Annotated in this window: 14 protein-coding genes; 7 read left to right on the forward strand and 7 right to left on the reverse strand. The window is 62.3% G+C overall.

Going from position 1 to position 13,819, the window contains the following annotated elements; all coding sequences use genetic code 11:
• A complete protein-coding gene (locus G6N55_RS26960; RefSeq protein WP_163667517.1) occupies positions 1-927 on the reverse strand; it encodes a class I SAM-dependent methyltransferase in 927 nt (308 codons plus the stop codon).
• Positions 928-1,335: 408 nt separating this feature from the next.
• Here G6N55_RS26960 and G6N55_RS26965 point away from each other — a divergent pair, with 408 nt between their 5' ends.
• On the forward strand, positions 1,336-1,986 hold the full coding sequence (locus G6N55_RS26965; protein ID WP_085221332.1) for an HAD-IA family hydrolase: 651 nt from the start codon (positions 1,336-1,338) through the stop codon (positions 1,984-1,986).
• 38 nt (positions 1,987-2,024) lie between these two features.
• On the opposite strand, the gene G6N55_RS26970 is transcribed toward G6N55_RS26965, so the two are convergent.
• Positions 2,025-2,327: an excalibur domain-containing protein gene (locus tag G6N55_RS26970; RefSeq protein WP_085221333.1), complete on the reverse strand. Its 303-nt coding sequence runs from the start codon at positions 2,325-2,327 to the stop codon at positions 2,025-2,027.
• Positions 2,328-2,522: 195 nt separating this feature from the next.
• On the reverse strand, positions 2,523-3,893 hold the full coding sequence (locus tag G6N55_RS26975) for a sensor histidine kinase (protein ID WP_232078842.1): 1,371 nt from the start codon (positions 3,891-3,893) through the stop codon (positions 2,523-2,525).
• 291 nt (positions 3,894-4,184) lie between these two features.
• Here G6N55_RS26975 and G6N55_RS26980 point away from each other — a divergent pair, with 291 nt between their 5' ends.
• Positions 4,185-4,862 carry a TylF/MycF/NovP-related O-methyltransferase gene (locus tag G6N55_RS26980; protein WP_163667520.1) on the forward strand — a complete coding sequence of 226 codons (678 nt, stop codon included), beginning with the start codon at positions 4,185-4,187 and terminating at the stop codon, positions 4,860-4,862.
• A 200-nt stretch (positions 4,863-5,062) separates the two neighbouring features.
• Here the strand turns inward: G6N55_RS26980 and G6N55_RS26985 are convergent, their stop codons facing one another.
• Genes G6N55_RS26985 through G6N55_RS26995 form a run of 3 tightly spaced genes read right to left on the reverse strand, consistent with a single transcriptional unit; the run spans position 5,063 to position 7,970 of the window.
• The gene (locus G6N55_RS26985; protein WP_085221336.1) at positions 5,063-5,803 is read right to left on the reverse strand and encodes an esterase; all 741 of its coding nucleotides are present in this window, start codon (positions 5,801-5,803) and stop codon (positions 5,063-5,065) included.
• Entirely contained in the window at positions 5,800-6,702 is a 903-nt protein-coding gene (locus G6N55_RS26990; RefSeq protein WP_085221337.1) for an NHL repeat-containing protein, read from the reverse strand. The genes G6N55_RS26985 and G6N55_RS26990 overlap by 4 nt, the downstream gene beginning before the upstream one ends.
• A gap of 8 nt (positions 6,703-6,710) precedes the next feature.
• Complete coding sequence (locus tag G6N55_RS26995) at positions 6,711-7,970, reverse strand: TolB-like translocation protein (protein WP_232078843.1); 1,260 nt, start codon at positions 7,968-7,970, stop codon at positions 6,711-6,713.
• A 210-nt stretch (positions 7,971-8,180) separates the two neighbouring features.
• On the opposite strand from G6N55_RS26995, the gene G6N55_RS27000 reads away from it, so the two are divergent.
• A complete protein-coding gene (locus G6N55_RS27000; RefSeq protein WP_085221339.1) occupies positions 8,181-9,605 on the forward strand; it encodes a serine/threonine-protein kinase in 1,425 nt (474 codons plus the stop codon).
• Between the two features lie 4 nt (positions 9,606-9,609).
• A complete protein-coding gene (locus tag G6N55_RS27005; protein WP_085221340.1) occupies positions 9,610-10,758 on the forward strand; it encodes a BTAD domain-containing putative transcriptional regulator in 1,149 nt (382 codons plus the stop codon).
• 16 nt (positions 10,759-10,774) lie between these two features.
• On the opposite strand, the gene G6N55_RS27010 is transcribed toward G6N55_RS27005, so the two are convergent.
• Positions 10,775-11,251, reverse strand: coding sequence for an EXPERA domain-containing protein (locus G6N55_RS27010; RefSeq protein WP_139826747.1), 477 nt, complete (start codon positions 11,249-11,251; stop codon positions 10,775-10,777).
• Positions 11,252-11,855: 604 nt separating this feature from the next.
• Here G6N55_RS27010 and G6N55_RS27015 point away from each other — a divergent pair.
• From G6N55_RS27015 to G6N55_RS27025, 3 genes are all read left to right on the forward strand, one after another.
• Positions 11,856-12,359: a hypothetical protein gene (locus tag G6N55_RS27015; protein ID WP_085221702.1), complete on the forward strand. Its 504-nt coding sequence runs from the start codon at positions 11,856-11,858 to the stop codon at positions 12,357-12,359.
• Positions 12,360-12,568: 209 nt separating this feature from the next.
• Positions 12,569-12,742, forward strand: coding sequence for a hypothetical protein (locus G6N55_RS27020; RefSeq protein ID WP_163667075.1), 174 nt, complete (start codon positions 12,569-12,571; stop codon positions 12,740-12,742).
• Positions 12,726-13,781, forward strand: a complete 1,056-nt coding sequence (locus G6N55_RS27025) for a M4 family metallopeptidase (protein WP_085221343.1) — start codon at positions 12,726-12,728, stop codon at positions 13,779-13,781. The genes G6N55_RS27020 and G6N55_RS27025 overlap by 17 nt, the downstream gene beginning before the upstream one ends.
• The last annotated feature ends 38 nt before the right edge of the window (positions 13,782-13,819 follow it).

A 13,819-nucleotide genomic window follows, 5' to 3' on the forward strand; every position in this document is an offset into this window, starting at 1 on the left:
TTACAATTCCTCGCGATCAACGACGAAGCGAACCTGGCAGGCTTTGTGAATATTTCCCGGACGGAAGCCCACGACGTCCGTATCTACAATACGGAAGCCAAGGCTGTTAAATAATGAATGCCACTCGCTAACTCGCTTGAACTGACAGCCGAAATTCATATCGACAAGCCCCTGGGCTACGGCGTTACCAAAGAAATCAATGAGCACGAGCGCTCGGAATTGATCGCTTTCATTCAATTTATTGAATTCGGTTAGCTCAATCTGTCTCACCGCAGCCCCGAGCGGCGCCGTGTGGACAGCGTACGTGTCTTCCTCGATAATCAACCGCCGTGCAACACGCCGCAAATTGATCAACAGCGGAATCAGATCGGGTTCATCAACGTGATGGAGGACGGTTTTCACGATCGCGCTGTCGAACATGTCGTCCGCATAGGGGACATCAACAGGCGAAGCCATCTGCCGAAACGTTAGGTGGCTAGCGTTCGCGCCGCGGTAGTCCATGACGTCTGTGGTGTAGCAGTCAAAGCCGGCGTTGGCGATCAGCTCAGCTAAATGACCGCGGCCGCAGCCGAAGTCGAGGACTGTGCTTCCGCTAATGGCATCTGCAAGGTTATCGAAGTCCTGTATCGGCTTACGCTGTGACTTATATGCCGAGTAGCCCTCGCTGAACCATGACCCGTTTCCTTCAGATGCGAAAAATTGTTCGTGCACCTCTTTGCTTACTTGATAGAGTTCACGCCCATCGCCGGCTGCCAGCAAATGCTTGCACGCGTCCTCTAGGAGCCCATTCACATCGCTGGCGTGTTTAGAAAAGTGGGATTTATAACTTTTTTCTAGCACTGATATTGTAAAGTCCAGTGCCGCCGTTTCATGCTGCAAAGTCTCGTAAATGAAGTCGTATTGAGCTCGTTTGGTGGCTGTTGACACCAAGAATCCTTTCGTCGCCCACGCTGCAATTGCCTGACGCAGCGTCGTTGCATGGCGGCAGGCAGGGGCCGAAGCAGTTGATTGAATGCATGGTATCAGGACGGCGCAAATTGAAGATGTTGGGCCCAAGTAGTTGTATTTACATTCATGCACCTTTACAAAAGTGTGCAAGCGGCGTATTAGCAACTATGACCAACCTCACAAAGGGGCACCTCTTTTTGCTCTACGCTTATTAGAAGATCCCGTTTGACGTGGGGTTTTCACGACAAACGACCCGAACGGTCTGTTCATGCCGGCCTGAACATTGCCGACCGCCATCGCCGAGGGCAAACCGAGGCCGCTCGCATCCCCCGGGCAGAACCTCTGGCCGGCGCATGTACCGCCCCACCCCGATTAGGGTTGCGACCTATGGCGGTGCTGCACGGCAAGAGAATTTTGTTCGACATCGACGGCACCTTGGTCGACTCAACCGCCACAGTCGAACGGTCCTGGGGTACCTGGGCCAGGGAATACGGCGTCGACTATGACGAGGTACTCAAGGTCTGCCATGGCAGGCGAACCGAAGACACGGTCGCGCAATTCGTCGCACCACAGCAGCGCGTCGCGGCGACAGCTCGCCTACTGGCTCTGCAAGAGTCCGCTGATCTCGATGGCGTCCTGGCGCTACCGGGCGCACACCGACTGCTTGAGGCTCTACCGCGTAGTCACTGGGCCGCGGTGACCTCCGGGCCACGCACCCTGATGGCCGCTCGACTGGCGGCAGCGCGGCTGCCGGCACCGAAGTTGCTGATCGGCGCAGAGGACGTGTCAACTGGCAAGCCCGACCCCGAGAGCTACCTCAAGGCGGCTGCCGCGCTGGGCTTCGAGGCGCAGGAGTGTCTGGTAGTGGAGGATGCGCCCGCCGGCGTCGGTGCCGGCCGAGCCGCAGGGGCGCAAGTACTGGCCGTGACGACCACTCACCACGCGGACGAACTGACGGACGCCGACGTCGTCGTCACCGATCTCTCCTGCGTCAGTGTCGAAGTTACTGACAGCGGTGTCGCCCTGCTGATCGCCTAAAGCGGTTACGAAGCAATTCGTGCTTCGGGGGCTGGTGGCTATTCGCAACCGATGCCATTGCCGTCGCGGTCTAGGCCGTAGATGTCCTTGCCGATGACTCTTACGGGACTTTTGACGTACGCCGGACCGTTGCCGCTACCGCCCGCGCAGTCGACGTCACTAGCGATCGGCACGCAGGCACCCGAGTAGTTGGGGTCGCATGACTGGCCTGGCGCTTGCGGTATGAGCGGCACTGAGGGCAGGGATTGCACAAACGACGCGTCGCGTGCATCGGCGTTCGCCGCGGGAGCGAACGTGAGTGCCGTCGCGATTCCAATTGTCAGCGCCGCCAGTTTGCCCATGGTCGCGAACAGTAGCTGAGATATCGCCTTCCACTGGGCTTTTCCGGTGATCCCCCGTAGGTATCCGGTGCTGAATCATTCGCCCGCGCCTGCGCGCCGCGGCCAAATCGTGCTGACCAAGATGCCTAAGCGCCGGATCGACCCCGCCGGAAGAAAGGCTTGCTAATGGGCCTCAAAAGGATCTTGGTAGCAGGTTCAGGCGGCAGTGAGATGACGCGTCGTCCCAATCGGTATGGAGATGGCGAGTTCGGTTCCGGGAGATGTCGAGCGCACGTCGAACTGGCCACTGGATGCGAGTACCCTCGCGCGCATCGATGTCATCCCGATATGACCCTCGTCAGCCTTTCGCGCCATAGCCGTCGCTGAGATGCCCACCCCGTCGTCGGCAACACGCAGCGAGGCCAACCCGTCGTGGTGTTGTAGCTCGATCCAAATATGTTGGGCACGTGCATGTTTGATGACGTTCGTCGACGCCTCACGCACAGCGTTGTACAGCACGTCATCGGCCTCGGTGCGCAGTCCATCGGGCCAACTACCCGCGTCAAAACTGACGGTGAGCCCTGCGCGGGAACGGAGACTGTCGGTGAGGGCCGCGATCGCTGATTTCAATCCCATGCGCACCAGCACGTCTGGATGCAGTTCGCGGACCACGTCGCGCAGCAGGCCCGAACACTCGGCAAGCGCCGATTCCACCCGGTCGACGGCATCGGCCGAGCCTTCTCGCACATCCTCAATGTCTTGGCGTGCCACCAAGATGTACTGAAGGGCACCATCGTGCAGACGTTCCGAAATAGCCTGCCGCTCATGCCGTTCCACTTTCAGCAACTCTTCCAGCAGGTGCCTTCGTTGCCGTGCCAAGTCGGCGATCATTTCTATGCGGGACCGCTGGATGAATGACAGGACAACCGACCCGCCGGCTAGCGCGGCCAAGACGAAAGAGCTCAGCAGGATCGACGCCCATGGCTCTTGGTTGGCCGACCTAGTGATCCAGCACGTCAGAACGAATACGGACAAGGTCGGGATCGCCACCGCCGCACTGATCTTGGGATCCAGCTGCGCCGCGGCGATCAACGGAATCAGGAAGAAGCCATTCCTCATCACGTCTGATGTCCAGTCCTGCGGGGACGTCACGCCGGCGAGTATCGACAGGACAGAAACCATCGTGACGTCGGCGGTCAGCATAAGCAGTGGTACGAGCGTCGTGGTGGATGCCGTCGTGGGCGCCCCACGTCGCAACGCCCACTTACTCCAGCATCCCAGGACGACCGCGTACACCAGCGGGACGGTCACGCAGACCCACTCGTAATGGTCCGGCGGCTCCAGCAACAACGTCGCAACGACCAAGACGATCAGCACCGCGCGCAATCCAAATTGCAACAGAGTGCCCAGCCACAACGTCCGCCGGATGTCCGGTATGACCTGTTGCGCTTGCAGTTCGACCCCACGCTGACGATCTGTAGACATCGGCGGCTCCTGTCGTGTCGCGGTGGCGAAATCATAGCCGCCGATTACCGGCGGGAATGGGCGCGCAGTGTAGCCGCGGCAAACGGATTGGACGTGGTCCAAGAGGAGGGGTGGCTCAGCGCGGCTGGGCGGTAACCGGGATTTTCACAATTTCGGCGTGCATTACCCGTCAAACCTCTACGCTGCCGATCAATCATGGTGAGTCATCCGGCGAGGAGGTTGAGCGCATGAGATTTCGGTCCGCTTGGCGTCAATCGTGTCGACGGTGTTGTGCTTGCCCACGCGTTCTGCCCGTGCGCATGGCCAGATTCAAATAGGGAGACGGCGCCGATGACATCAGACCACCCGCACAGTATGGGGTTCGACTGGGCTCAATTGGTAAGCATGCCCACCGTGAGCGAAGAATGGCACACGGGACATCAGATTCTCAATTTTTATCCGAAGGACAAGGACTATCGGGATTCGCCCGCGGCGCGAGCGATGGTGACCAGATATTTTTGCGATGCAAAGCCACTGAATACGGATGCGGCATTGCTCAAATTCGGCTCTGACCACATTACGCTGCAGGGCGCATACCTGGAGATGGGCGTATGTACAGGTAAGACCATCAATTTTGTTGCGGCGCTCAATCCAGAGCAACAGATCTGGGGATTCGATTCCTTCGACGGCCTGCCTGAACAGTGGGCTCGCACCGATATCACGGTCCCTCAAGGCACTTTTAGGGTCAACGTCGAAGGATGGATGCCACCGGTTCTGCACAATGTAGGGCTGGTGAAGGGCATGTTCCATGAAACCCTTCCGCGATTCAGAGAAGAAATTCTGAAATCCACGCCGATCGCTTTCCTGCATGTCGATTGCGACATCTATGCATCCACGAAAGAGATCTTTGATCAGTTGACCGATAACATCGTGTCCGGCACAGTAATTGTATTCGATGAATTCTATAATTATCCTGGAGCCGAGGAACACGAGTTCAAGGCGTTCCAGGAATTCATGGAACGGACCGGCAAACAAGCTGTCTACCTTGCTTATAACCAGCTCTTTGAACAAGCGGTTGTCCAGATCGCCTGAATTCGAGTCCTGCCCGGGCGGCCCGCCGCCGTCGGCCCACTGTTGAGGCGTTGACTGTCGTCGATGGCCATACCGTCCACGTGATCGACGACGCCGGGCCGCCGATGCTCCGAGCAGACCTCCACCGGCGAGTTCGCCGCCGCAACTTGCGTGGGCAACGCCGGACAGAGTTAGCCGCACGTTCCCGTGTCGCTGTTGGATCAGGCAAGTACCGATGCCAGTTCGGCGCGGGGCACGGTGATCTTGTGTGGTCCTGCGTTGTCCGGCACCACTTGGTCCTGGCCGAAGAAAAAGATCACCGCCTCGTTCGTGATCGCGAAGTTCTGGTACGTCTTCTCGTCGAGATCGACGGTCGGGGCATCGAATTCGCGCTGGGTGATCGGGTTTAGGATCTCCAGCGGGTTTGTCCCGGGCTTGAACAGCGTGTCGAACGTGATCGGGACGCGCTTGCCGAGGTCGAAGTTGAACGATCGGAATGTGGTGTTGGGGTGGCCTTCATGGGCGAAACCGGTGTCATTGTCGATCTTGAGGACGAGGCTTTGGGTGCCCGAGTCCGCCGGCCCCGAACGAAATGTCTTGGCGGTCACCTGGTACTCGTACGGCCGACCACGCCCATCCGACGGCCCGAATTTGGCGACCCAGTCGAGGAATGCGTCGCGGTCGCGCTTCACGAAGTCGGTCACCGCGGGCATATCCGGGTAATCGAGCGGAAAGCCGATGTCGATCTTGTAGGTCGGCGTGGTGCTATGGACGTGGCAGTTTTGGTCGGGTCCAATCGTTCCGTTCAGCTGGGCGCACACTGATCGACCTTGCGCTGCAACCGATGTGGTCGCCGGTGCAGGCGAACTCGATGCGGTCTGGTGAGCGACCGGTGATGTCGCGCATCCGGCCGCACTCGCGATCATGGCCGCCGCGACAACCCATCGAATCACGATCTTCATGATTGGACCGCCAGCTTGAGAATGCGAAAGTGCAGCCCGTCGTTGAGATACACGTTGCCCTTGGAGTCGACCGCCACGCTGGAGGGGTCCTTGAGATCGTTGAACGGCAACACGGTTGGAGCACTCGCGTCCGCATCCAACTTCAACACTCGGTTGGTACCGCGGTCGATGACGTACACATTGCCACTGGTATCCACCGCCAAATCGGTGGGCAGCTTGAGGTTGGTGAACGGCAGCACGCTGGGGGTGGTGGCGCCGGGCGCCAGCTCCAATACTCGCTTGCCGCCCGAGTCGACGGCGTAAACGTTGCCGCTGGTGTCCACCGCCACGCCGTCGGGGTCAATGCCGTTGAACGGCAACACGGTCGGGCTACCGGCACCCGCTGCCAGCTTCAACACCCGCTTATTGCCCGAATCGCTGACGTAGACGTTGCCCGTGGAGTCGACCGCAACACCGGCGATCACGTTGAGGTCGGTGAACGGCAGCACGATGGGGATCGTAGCCCCGGGCATCAACTTCAGCACCCGGTTCAAGGCATCGTCGCTGACATACAGGTTGCCCGCCGCGTCTGCCGCGGCATCGACGGCTCGGCCGAGGCCGGTGAACGGCAGGTGCGTCGGATTGGTTGTGCCCGAGTCCATCTCCCACACCTGGCCGTAGTGCAAGTCGAGCACGTACACGTTGTTCGCCGCGTCGACCGCCACGCCGGCGGGGTGGTTGATCAATTCACCGAACGGCAGCACCACTTGCGGCGCATAAGTTTTGAGGTGCGCAGTGCTCGGTGATGGCGCGGCGGTCGGCGCACCAGGGCCAGAACACCCCGCCACTACCACCGCCGCGGCGATCACGGCTAGGGCGACGAGGCGCCGCCTCAGCCCGCCAACCTGAAGACCGACCATCTCCGTTCCTATCTCTGGCCCGGGTAGGGGATGGCATTGATGACGCCGCCGCCGTTGACGGTCGGCCCGAGCAGCACCGTTGAGGTGCCGGTCGTGGGGTTGTAGTCGATCAGCGATTGGCCGCCACCACACCCGGCCCTGGCCTGCAGGTCGAGATCGCCTCCGTGGACGCCGAGTACGACGACGCTGCGGCCTTTCACTTCGGGCACCTTGACCTGTGTGGTCGTGCCGTCGTCGTTGAGTTTGGCGAGGTATACGACGCCGCACGCGCCGGCGGCCTGCAGGAACGTGCCGGCCGGGAGCTGCCACGCGTTCAGGTCGCCGTAGTCGGGGCCGCGCCCGTCGTTCGGCGCGGTGAGCGCGGTCGGTGTGCCGCCGTCGATCGGCACCAGCCACAGCTGCGACCCTTTGGAACTACCGCAGCGGGCCAGCGCGATCTTCGAGCCCGCGTCCCACCACCGCATCGGCGAGCAGTCCTTCTGCCCCTCGAGTGGCAAAGTCTTACCGGGCACCCCGTCGTTGCCCATCAGAGCGAGGCCGTCGGCCGTGCCCAGCACCAACTGGGTGCCGTCCGGGGTGGAGAGAAACCCTTGAAAGTCCTGCCCCACCGGGTAGGTCAGCTGGTGGTTGCCGTCGAGGTCGACGCGTTCCAGCGACTTAGGCCTCGAGGAGCTCCACCCGTGCAGCAGGAGTGCCTTGCCGTCGGGGCGGGTGTAGCGGGGACTGGCCTCGTTGCCTTCGACGGTGAACGTCCGCTTTGCGCCGCTGCGCAGGTCGACTTCGGTGATGGTCCGGTGGCCCTTCTCGGCCGTGACGAACAGGGCCCGGGTCCCGTCGCCCGACCAGTCGACCAACTCCGGGCGCGAACCCTTGCCCGGCGGCGGGAAGCTGGTGATCGGGTAGCGGCCACCCGCGGGATCGACCAGATACAGCGTCGTCGTGGCCGTCTCCCAGGTTGGCGAGCCGGGCGGAGGCACTTCGCCGGGATGCATGCCCGGCACCGGGCTCCACATCGCGAGCATCCAACCCGGACCGACCTGCGACCAGGGAACGGTCTCGAGAGGGGCCTCGACGGCGTGGGCCGCCATAGCCGGCGACGGCTCGGCATGCGCGGTGGGCGACGGGGTGATCCCCGCCGCGACTATCGCCGTTGCTGCAAGCGCGAGCGTCGTCGTCCCCATCCACCGCCGGAACCCGGCGCGCGGACGGGCGTTGCGAGGGCCGGCGTTTGGCGGCGCGGGGTCTGCGTGATGCGCTGTCGTGATCATTATTCGGTCTCCCTGAAAAACGGGCCCGGTCGGCGGGCTCTTTGCTGGTGGGCTGCGGTGCCCGGTTACGCAGAGGCTGCGCCGCATGCCTTGCGCGTTTCTTGCGTCTTTCTTGGGGCCGCGTCCCGCAGGTGATGGGTTCCGCACCAAATGGGTGCGTGCGTGGGCCGTGAGCGAGATACTGCGTCGGTACCCGAAGGAAGCAAGGGGATGGCGGTGGACTCGCGCGTCGGAATGACGTTCGGCAAATACAACATCACGCGCCTGCTCGGCAAGGGCGGGGGCGGGGCGGTCTACGAAGCCTTCGACACCGGCAAACAGCGAACCGTCGCGGTCAAGATCCTCGCCGACGAGTTGTCCACCAATCCCACGTTTCGCACCCGATTTCAGCGGGAGTCTCAGGCCGCGGCGATTCTGCAGGAACCACACATCATTCCGATCCACGACTGGGGCGAGATCGACGGCAGCCTGTACATCGAAATGCGCCTGGTGCAGGGGCAGACTCTTCTCGACCTGATCGCGGACGGCCCGCTGGCTCCCCGGCGTGCGGTGGCCATTATCGGTCAGGTCGCCGACGCACTGGATGCGGCACACGCCGAGGGGTTGATCCATCGAGACGTCAAGCCGCAGAACATCATCGTCACCCCGGCCGATTTTGTGTATCTCGTCGACTTCGGAATCGCCGAGGGCAGAGGCGATCCGCGGCTGACGACGGTCGGGACTCAGATCGGCACCTTGAATTACATGGCGCCCGAACGGTTTCGCGACGAGATAACCACACCCGCGGTCGACGTCTACTCACTGGCGTGCGTGTTATACGAGGCCCTCACCGCGGACGCCCCGTTCGAGGGCGACAGCCTCGAACATCTGGTGGCCGCCCACATGGCCTTGCCGCCCCCACAACCGAGCGCGGCGAATCCGCGGGTTCCGGTCGCGCTCGACAACGTCGTCGCGCGCGGCATGGCCAAACACCCCGACGACCGGTACGCCACAGCGGGCGCACTGGCCCGGGCGGCGCAGCGCGCCTTGGGAAGCGAACGCGATCTGACCGACGAGATGACGTCACCACGTGGCACATCGGCAGATGCCGACGGCACCCGACCTTTTGCCGCGGCCGTGCAAACCGATCCGATCGCAGCGGAGCCTCCCGACCAAGGTTCAAGAAAGCGCGGATGGGTGCTGCCGGCCGTGATCGCGGGCACCGCGGCTCTGGTCCTCGCGGGCATCGGGTTGGACATCGGTCTGTTCGCGCACGGGCCGACCAGGCAACAGGAAACCCCCGCGCGTGCAGCGCTGCCCCCACTGGTGACCGGCCCCGACCTGAGCACCCTGCATCAGTCCTGCGACCAGGGCTTTTCCTTGCCGAACGCCACTGGGTTCGGCACCCACGCCGGCCGTGGCACGCCGGAAACCTCCTGTCTTTTCGCCAACAGTGTGCTGACCACCTACTGGGCCGAATACGGCGACGCCAGCCCGCTGCCCCGGGCCGTCTCGGCGCCCGGTGCCGTCGACTGCAAGTCCGTGGCCGGCGCGCTGTGCAACGGCTCCAACTTCCTCATGCACTGCCAGCAACACCCCGGGGACAGCTGGATCACGTGCATCGGCGGAAGCAGCGCACGCGTGTACCTGTGGTGACCGCATGCCGGATATCGCGATGACCGACAACGCCCTCCGGTTTGGGCTATTGGGACCGCTGCAGCTGAGCGCCGACGGTACCGATCTGCCGTTGGGTGCGGCAAAACAGCGGGCCGTGCTGGCCCTGCTGCTGATCAATCGAAACCGCACCGTGGCGATCGACTCGTTGATCGACGCCGCGTGGCAGCAGCGCCCACCGCCCGAGGCTCGAGCGAGCCTGCATGCGCACGTGTCCAGGCTGCGCCGGCTCATCGGCGGCATAGGCGCGGATCCCGCCGCGATCTTGGCCAGCGTCCAGCCCGGGTATCGGCTGGCCGTGCCGGAAGAGGCCTGCGATCTCGACCGTTTCGCCATCGAACAAAAGGCCGGATTTGAGGCCGTCGCCGCCGGCCGGTTCGAAAAGGCCAGCGGCCATTTGTCGGCCGCGCTAGCCCAGTGGCGCGGGCCGGTGCTCGAGGATCTGCGTGACTTCGAATTCGTGGACGCCTTCGCGGCGGCACTGGCAGAGGACAAGCTCGTGACAGTCACTGCGCGAGCAGAAGTCGAAATAGCTTGCGGCCGAATGCATTCGATAATCCGTGAGCTCGAAATCTTGGTGGGCGAGCACCCTTACCGAGAACCGCTGTGGGCGCAACTGATCACCGCCTACTATCTGGCGGAACGCCAATACGACGCACTGGACACCTACGGCCGGCTCAAGGCTGTGCTCGCTGACGATTTGGGTATCGATCCCGGTCCCACGTTGCAGCGTCTGCATCAGCGGATCCTTCGCCAGGAGCCGCTCGACGTCGAACAAGCTGCACGCGCAACAGCCAAACGCGTTGCCGTGACTCGTCGGCGGACGACCGAGGTCGCCGAGGAGTCCGCCGTCGCACACCTACTCGATGCCGACGGAAGCCGCTATCCGCTGCGAGGTACCGCCACCAGGATCGGCCGCGTCTTCGACAATGACATCGTCCTCGACGACGACACCGTCAGTCGCCACCACGCGGTGATCGTCGACACCGGAAACAGTTTTGTCATCACCGATCTGCGGTCGGCCAACGGAGTCGAGGTTGCGGGTGAGAAGGTTCGTGTCAGCGCGACGCTGGCCGATGGTGATCGCATTTGTATCTGCGGCCACGAGTTCGTCTTCGAAATGTCCGGAAGTTGACGAGAGCGCCTGCTCCTCAGGCTGTGCGTGGCCAGAATCGGTACGCCACCAGCATCGGCACGATCAGCCAGGGGAGGTTCAGCGGCAGGTAGGTCGCCAGGTGTGAGGGAGGGTTAGGTCCGAGGAATGTCTGCGTGAAGTAGAAGTACATGTTGATCACGGCGCTGACGGCGTAGGCCATGGCCAGTGCGCCCAGCCAAGGCCACGATTTGAGCTTCCAGATGCCGATGGTGAGCACGACGAGCAGCGGAAGTTGAACGAAACCGTCGTACAGGAGCGAGGCCCGCAAGGTGGGCGGCATGACGAGGTGCTGCGGTTCTTGCTCGACACCCCAGGTGTGTAAGGCACGCAACGGTGGCCACGGGCTGTCAGTGGCGACCCGAACCCCGAGCCCTTCCGGCAGACTCAACAAGACGGCGTTGATGATGCCGAGCACGAAGGCTGGGAGCAGGAGATAATCGAGCCGACGCCGGACAAGGGTGCGGGAGTTCATCGGGAAGCCTCGGGCTGCATCTGCTCATCTTGCATCCACGGTCGCGAGGGCATCGTGCGATCGCTTGGATTACGTGAGGCTGTCCTCGAGGTAGCGCAGCGAGTGTCGACCCTGCGACTCCGAGTCACTCTCGGACAGCCAAAGGGCTCTCTCCTGAATCGCTTCCGTCGACCCATAAATCCGGCGATTACAACCGGGGCAAGTCAGGTATGTGTACATGCGGTCGCCGCCTCGCGGCCATTCTTCGGGTGCACCGTCGGGCAGCTGGATCTCGGTGGCCGGTTGCCCGGCACCCCGAATCAGCTGCCCCGCCACGTGTCCCTCCGGACACGTGAGGTCCATGGTCATCAGTCCTCGGTTGCTCATGTGCTACCTCTTCACTCGCTGATACCCCGGCGAGCCGGGATGACGTCGCGGTGGATCAATCCAGTTCACCGTATCCGTTGCTCGCGACCGGTTGGTTAAGGACCAGGTGTGATCGGCGCCGACAACTCCACCGTGGTGGCAGCATGAGGGCATTGGGGCAACCCGCTGCTGGTGTTCGATTGATCGGAGGCAACGCCAAGTGACCACACGTACTCCCTGGAGCGCAACGCTCGTGACGATGTTGGCGATGACCGCGTGCGCAACCGCACCTCACGGCAACGCCGACCCGACAACTCAGCAGTCGCCGTTCCCGACCGGGAAATCCGGCACCACCATCCATGTCACGGAGTACAGCACTGCGACGGCCGACGTCACGCTCAACAACGCGAACTGGGTCTCGTCCGGCTGCTTCGGCGGCGGGGGCTGCAATGTCGTCGAGTTCACCATCGTCGGCAAGTCCGACGCACCATTCACCTACAGCCAAACCTCCATCACCGCCGCCGCGACGCCGTGGCGACAAGACCCGTACCGAGACATCCAGGGCGGCTCGTCCATGGTCGACTACCAGGCGATCAACAAGACGCCGCCCCTGCGCTCAGGCACCGTCGCCAATGGCCAAACCGCTCACGGATTCATCGCCTACGACAGCAACGTGAAACAGGGCGACATCTACATCGAATTCAACGACCCCAACGCTCCAGCGGCGCCCACCCCGTTGGCGGGCTGGAAAGTCCATACCTAGGCCCATTGACTCTTAGACGAGTTAACCAGTCTTCCAAGACGATTGAGGCGCTCGCGGTCCTGCACTCGCGCCGCACGCGTGAATTGAGCCGAATCGAGTAGTCCACTACTCGTGCCCATTACGTATGCGAATCCAATACTTGGCTCGGTTGGACCTCGATGGGTCCGGCTTTCCGCTCCCGCAGAAGGAGGTGGCTGCGAGCCGGGTAGTTGATCTACGTCGTGCGACAAGCGCCGGTCGGCAACGAGGACAATCGCGCCGCGGATTCCGCTGCACGCCAAAGCCTTCAGCGTTTGGAAACGTACTTCGACCTGGCCCGCGAGCCGCAGGAAGAATCGAATCAGCTGTACTGGAAGGATTTTCATCATGTGTGCTCGTCATAGGTGCCAGATCGTTCCGCCGAGCGTGCTAACCAAGCTCGCTGAAGACGAATCGATAGCGGTAGACACGCGCCAAGCTATGCGGGAAAGTGTTGTGCTGGAAGACGCCTGGCGCGGACTGCGCAGTGCGCAGACCGACGCCGTCCAAATGGGTCTGCTTGCAAGGGGAATGACCAGCAATCGGTTTGCGGGCGTCCTCGCGCCGGCGCCATCGGTGCTCGTCGACGATTGCAAGAACACCACTTCGCTGCCCGGGGCGCCCATTGTGACGCCGGAGACCAGTCCGGATGCCACCGCCGTACGCGCCTTGGAGGAAACAACGGCCGTCGCCAAGTTCTACAAGCAATGCTTCGGACGCAACTCCGTCGACGATGCGGGTATGACGCTGATGTCATCGATCCACTACGGCGTGCGCTACATGAACGCCTTCTGGAACGGCTCCCAGATGACGTATGGAGACGGCGACGGGAAGATCTTCCTCGACTTCACGGAATCGAATGACGTGATCGGCCATGAGCTGACGCACGGCGTCACGCAGTACACGGCGGGGCTTGACTACACCGACGAGCCGGGGGCGCTCAATGAGAGTGTCTCCGACGTGTTCGGCTCGATGTTCCGCCAGTGGCAAAAGAAGCAAACGGTCGCCAAGGCTGATTGGCTCATCGGCGCCGACATCATAGGTCCCGCGGCGAAGGCGAAAGGCTATACGTGCCTGCGCAATATGGCTAAGCCCGGCGATCCGCACTGCCTCTCTCCGCAGCCGGACAACTACCGGAACTACATCCCTGGCGGGGATCCGCACGACAACAGCGGCATCCCGAATCACGCCTTCTACCTTGCCGCGACAGCTATCGGCGGACGGTCCTGGCAGAAGGCGGGGAAAATCTGGTTCGAGGCTTTGACCAGCCCGGGCGCCAACAAATCGACGAACATGAAAGAGTTCGCCGACCTTACCCGCGCCGCCGCGAAATCGTTGTTCCCTGCCGATCCCGCCGTATACAGTGCAGTGGATGACGCCTGGACCCAGGTCGGCATCGCGTAAGGCGGAGTTCATCGGCGGGCCCTTGTCAGATCAGGACG

Source organism: Mycobacterium florentinum, from assembly GCF_010730355.1.
Lineage (GTDB): Bacteria > Actinomycetota > Actinomycetes > Mycobacteriales > Mycobacteriaceae > Mycobacterium > Mycobacterium florentinum.